This window comes from Streptomyces sp. NPDC057654 (genome assembly GCF_042800135.1).
Taxonomy (GTDB): Bacteria; Actinomycetota; Actinomycetes; order Streptomycetales; family Streptomycetaceae; genus Streptomyces.
The window spans coordinates 1-3,891 of sequence record NZ_JBHVHQ010000816.1 but is presented as its reverse complement, the minus strand read 5'-3'; the positions used below and the strand labels follow the sequence as shown (position 1 = coordinate 3,891).

The 3,891-nt window shown below is 74.8% G+C and carries 4 protein-coding genes; 3 read left to right on the top strand and 1 reads right to left on the bottom strand.

Annotation, left to right across the window (positions count from 1 at the left end; genetic code table 11):
- Nucleotides 1-406 (bottom strand): TetR/AcrR family transcriptional regulator (locus ACFU99_RS36420; protein ID WP_384400758.1); only part of this gene is annotated, 406 nt, incomplete at its 3' end.
- 125 nt (nucleotides 407-531) lie between these two features.
- On the opposite strand from ACFU99_RS36420, the gene hmgA reads away from it, so the two are divergent.
- The 3 genes from hmgA to ACFU99_RS36405 form a co-directional block, all read left to right on the top strand.
- Nucleotides 532-1,875 (top strand): homogentisate 1,2-dioxygenase, encoded by a 1,344-nt coding sequence (gene hmgA, locus ACFU99_RS36415; RefSeq protein ID WP_384400755.1) that lies wholly within the window; start codon nucleotides 532-534, stop codon nucleotides 1,873-1,875.
- An 11-nt stretch (nucleotides 1,876-1,886) separates the two neighbouring features.
- Complete coding sequence (locus tag ACFU99_RS36410) at nucleotides 1,887-2,636, top strand: GntR family transcriptional regulator (RefSeq protein ID WP_384400752.1); 750 nt, start codon at nucleotides 1,887-1,889, stop codon at nucleotides 2,634-2,636.
- Nucleotides 2,637-2,709: 73 nt separating this feature from the next.
- A partial coding sequence (locus ACFU99_RS36405) for a type ISP restriction/modification enzyme (RefSeq protein ID WP_384400749.1) occupies nucleotides 2,710-3,891 on the top strand: 1,182 nt, incomplete at its 3' end.

Here is a 3,891-nt window from a genome sequence, read left to right as displayed (position 1 = left end):
CGACGGGGGCGGCCGTGGCGGGGACGGGCATGCCGAACTCGACGAGGGCGAAGCCGGGAGCGCCGCGTTTCATGGCGAGGTATTCGTCGACGACGACGTCCATGGCGTGCCGCCAGTCGCCCTCCAGGCCGGGCGCGGCGGCGGCGAAGCGGTCGGCGACGCGCGCCGCGTACACGTCGAGGTTGCGGTGGGCGAGCGCCTCGGCCATGGCGCGTTTGTCGGAGAAGAAGCGGTATACGGAACCGATGGGGACCTCGGCGCGGGCGGCCACGGCGCGGGTGCTGAGCCGGTCGTAGCCGCTCTCGTCGAGCAGTTCGGCGCAGGCGTCGAGGATGCGGTCGAGCCGCTCGGCGCTGCGCCGCTGTATCGGGGCGCGGCGGAGGGGTGAGGTGGACACGCGCCCCATCCTGCCGTCCCCTGCGGCCGGAAACGGAACCGCGTACGGGCGCCGGGGCCCCGCGATGTCATTGACGCGCCCCTCCCGCATTCCTATGGTCTTGCACAGGAATCGTTGAGCGTCGGGAGCACACGATGAGCGGTACGGACAACGAGCGGGCGAGGAAGACGGCCGAGGGGCTGACGTACTCGTCCGGGTTCGGTAACGAGCACAGCAGCGAGGCCGTTCCCGGTGCGCTGCCGCACGGCCGCAACTCCCCCCAGCGCGCGCCGCTCGGGCTGTACGCGGAGCAGCTCAGCGGCACCGCGTTCACCGAGCCGCGGAGCAGCAACCGCCGGTCGTGGCTGTACCGCGTCCGGCCGTCGGCGGCGCACCCGCCGTTCTCGCGGATCGACAACGGGGCGCTGCGCGGCGCGCCCTTCACCGAGGTGGAGGCGGACCCCAACCGGCTGCGCTGGGACCCGCTGCCCGAACCGGCCGCCGGCACCGACTTCCTGGCCGGGCTGTGGACGCTCGGCGGCAACGGCGACGCGACGCAGCGCACCGGCATGGCGATCCACCTCTACGCGGCCAACGCCTCGATGAAGGACCGGGTGTTCAGCGACGCGGACGGCGAGCTGCTGATCGTCCCGGAGCGCGGCGCGCTGCTGCTGCGCACGGAGTTCGGGCTGCTGCACGCCGCTCCGGGGCATGTCGCGCTGATCCCGCGCGGGGTGCGGTTCCGCGTCGAGCTGCTGGAGGAGAGCGCGCGCGGGTACGTGTGCGAGAACTACGGGCAGCCGTTCACGCTGCCCGACCTCGGGCCGATCGGCGCCAACGGGCTGGCGAACGCGCGGGACTTCCTCGCGCCCGTCGCCGCGTACGAGGACTACGAGGACGTCGCGGGCCCGGTCCAGGTCGTCAACAAGTTCTGCGGCAACCTCTGGTCGGCGACGTACGGCCACTCGCCGCTGGACGTCGTCGCCTGGCATGGCAACCACGTTCCGTACGTCTACGACCTGCGGCGCTTCAATGTGCTCGGCTCGATCAGCTACGACCACCCCGACCCGTCGATCTTCACGGTGCTGACCTCGCCCTCGGACACGCCGGGGCTCGCGGGCGTGGACTTCGTGGTGTTCGCGCCGCGCTGGCTGGTGGGCGAGGACACGTTCCGGCCGCCGTACTTCCACCGCAATGTGATGAGCGAGTACATGGGGCTGATCGAGGGCGCGTACGACGCGAAGGCCGCCGGGAAGGGCGGCTTCGTGCCGGGCGGCGGCTCGCTGCACAACATGATGTCGGCGCACGGCCCGGACCGGGACACGTTCGAGGCGGCGAGCGCCGCGGAGCTGGCCCCGCAGAAGATCTCCGACGGGCTGGCCTTCATGTTCGAGACGCGGTGGCCGGTCACCGCCACCGCGCAGGCGCTGGCGGCGGACCACCTGCAAAGCGGGTACGACACCGTGTGGCAGGGTCTGGAGCGCCACTTCCGCAGCTGACCGGAGCCGATGTGACCACCTTCGCCCCCGACTCCCTCGCGCTCAACCGCAAGCTGCCGCTCTGGTATCAGGTCTCGCAGTCGCTGCGGGCCTCGATACTGGGCCGCAGCCCGCAGGACCCGCTGCGGCTGCCCACCGAGGACCGGCTCGCCGAGCACTACGGCGTCAGCGTGCTGACCATGCGGCAGGCGCTCAAGGAACTGGAGGCGGAGGGGCTGATCAGCCGGCACCGGCGGCGCGGCACGTTCATCGAGCCGAGCGCCCGGCGCACCTCGCCGGTGCGGCTGCTCGGCTCGGTGGACGCCATCGTCGCGCAGCAGTCCGGTGAGCGGACGACGCTGCTGGGGCACGGCCCGGCCGCGGTGCCGACGGGGCTCGCCGAGTACTTCCCCGGCGTCGCGGAGACGGTCCGCTACCGGCGGCTGCGCTGCGCGGAGGGCTCCGGCGAGCCGACGAACTGGGCGGAGAACTATCTGCGCCCCGACATCGCGGCCCGCGTCGACCCCGCCGATCTCGCGCGGTGGCCGATGACGAAGGTGCTGCGGGACGCGGTCGGGGTGCGCATCAGCCGCATCACGGACACGGTCGAGGCGCGCCTCGCGGACCCGGAGACCTCCCGTCTCCTTCAGGTGCCGCTGCTCAGCCCGATCCTGCACTACACGGGCGTCACCTATGACGAGGACGGCGCGGTGGTGGACGTCGTGCTCATCCACTACCGCGGCGACCGCTTCTCCTTCACCGTGACGATGGAGGCGCGCTGAGCGCCTGCCCCGGGCCGGGCCCGCGCCAAGCCCCCCGCACCACACCCCTCCCCCGCCGGAGGCACTGGGTAGCATGCGTGCGGTGAGCGACGACGTGCCTCTCCTGAGCGACCTCATGCCCTGGTCCGTCGGCCCGCTGCGGCTCGGGCGCGGCTGGGTCCTGGGGCCCGATCCGGCGGCGCTCGAAGCACGCTGGGAGGCGCTCGCGGACGCCGGGAAGAGCGAGGCGGAGCGCAGTGCGCTGTTCCGGCCGACCCGTGCCCGTACGCTGCGCAGTTCGGTGCCTCAGCTGCCCGGACAGCCCTCGTCGACGGGGCGGCTCGCGCGCGATCCGGGGCCGTGTCCGGAGCCGGTGCGGGTGCTGCACGGGCCGTACGACCAGCAGTGGCTGCTGCCGGACCACCGGCTCATCGACGTGGCCCGGCCCGAGCTGTGGCGGGTCGCCGACGAGGGGCATCAGCTGTTCGCCGTCACCCAGCCGCGGCTGCCGGGCACGCCCGGCCCGGCGCTGGTCTTCTCCGCGCTGCTGCCCGACGGGTACGCCCCGGCGGGGCGGCCCGGCCGCGTCCATCCGCTGTACCGCCGCCCCGGCGGCGCGGAGCCGAACCTCGCGCCGGGGCTGCTGGAGCACCTCTCCGACCGCCTCGGGCAGCCGGTGTCCGCGGCCGACTTCCTCGCCTGGACGGCCGCCGCGGCCCGGCACTGTCCCGACGGCTGCGCGGTGCCGCTCACCGCGGCCCCGGACGTCTGGGCCGAGGGCGTGGAGCTGGGCCGCCGCGCCCTGTGGCTGCACACCCGCGGCGCGCGCGGCGGCGAGCGGCCCCGGATGCCGGGCGGGCGGCGGCCGTACGTACGGGCCGCCCCACCGTCCGCCGTGCCGCCGGGCGCCCTGTCGTACGACCCGGAGGGCGAGGCGCTGCACTTGGGCGAGGGCCGGATCGCGCCCGTACCGGCGGCGGCGTGGGAGTTCCACGCGGGCGGGGCGCGGGTCCTGGAGAGCTGGTTCGCGAGCCGTACGGAGCCGGCCGAGCCGGGCACGCTGGCGGCGGTGCGGCCGGCGGGCTGGCGGCGGGAGTGGACGTCCGAGCTGCTGGAGCTGGTCACGGTGCTGGCGCTGCTGGCCGAGCTGCGGCCGGATCGCGCGCGGCTCGGCGAGCGGATCGACGCGGGGCCGCCGCTGGGGGCGGCCGGGCTGCGCGGCGCGGGCGTGCTGCCCGCGCCGGAGGGGGCCCGGCGGCCGGCGTCCGTGCTGGAC